We start from the raw sequence: 723 nt of genomic DNA on the forward strand, positions 1-723 counted from the left end.
CAACACTGGCGGAAGACAGCAGCAAAACCATCAATGTGATTGACAATGACACCATCGTTGATGGCGGCACGGTCACAGGCATTACGCAACCGACCAACGGTGTTGCAGTCCTGAATGATGATGGCACGGTGACCTATACGCCAGCTGATGATTATAACGGTACGGACAGCTTTACCTATACGGTCACGGATAACGACGGGGAAACCCAGATTGCCACCGTGAACCTGACGGTGACGCCTGAAAATGACGCCCCTGTCATTGACTCTATTGATCTGGCAGACGGTACCGAATATGCAGAATATACGCTGACAGCTGCGGACCTTCTGGCGGCGGCCTCTGATGTGGATGGCGATACGCTTTCTATCACGGATGTTTCCAGCACAGACCCGGATGTGTCTATCACTGATAATGGGGATGGCACCTGGACGATTGTGTCTGATGAAGAGGGCGAGCAGCCCATCAACTTCTCTGTCTCTGATGGCACAACGACCACCACAGCCACCACCACCATCGACTTTGCCGATGTGAACAACACGGCAACCGATGATACGGCTTCAACCGATCAGGACCAGGCGGTGACGCTGAACATTGCCGATCTGATCGCCAATGACAACATCATTGATGGCGGTACCATTACAGGTGTGTCCGGGGCCCAAAACGGTACGGTCTCTATCGATACGGAAAATGGCACCATTACCTTCACCCCGGATGCGGGCTATGACG

1 protein-coding gene is annotated in these 723 nt (G+C 53.4%); it reads left to right on the forward strand.

Annotated features, from left to right (window positions below):
- On the forward strand, positions 1-723 hold a 723-nt coding region (locus RYZ26_RS19885), incomplete at both ends, for a cadherin-like domain-containing protein (protein ID WP_317685002.1).

It is taken from the genome of Terasakiella sediminum (assembly GCF_033100395.1).
Lineage (GTDB): Bacteria > Pseudomonadota > Alphaproteobacteria > Rhodospirillales > Terasakiellaceae > Terasakiella.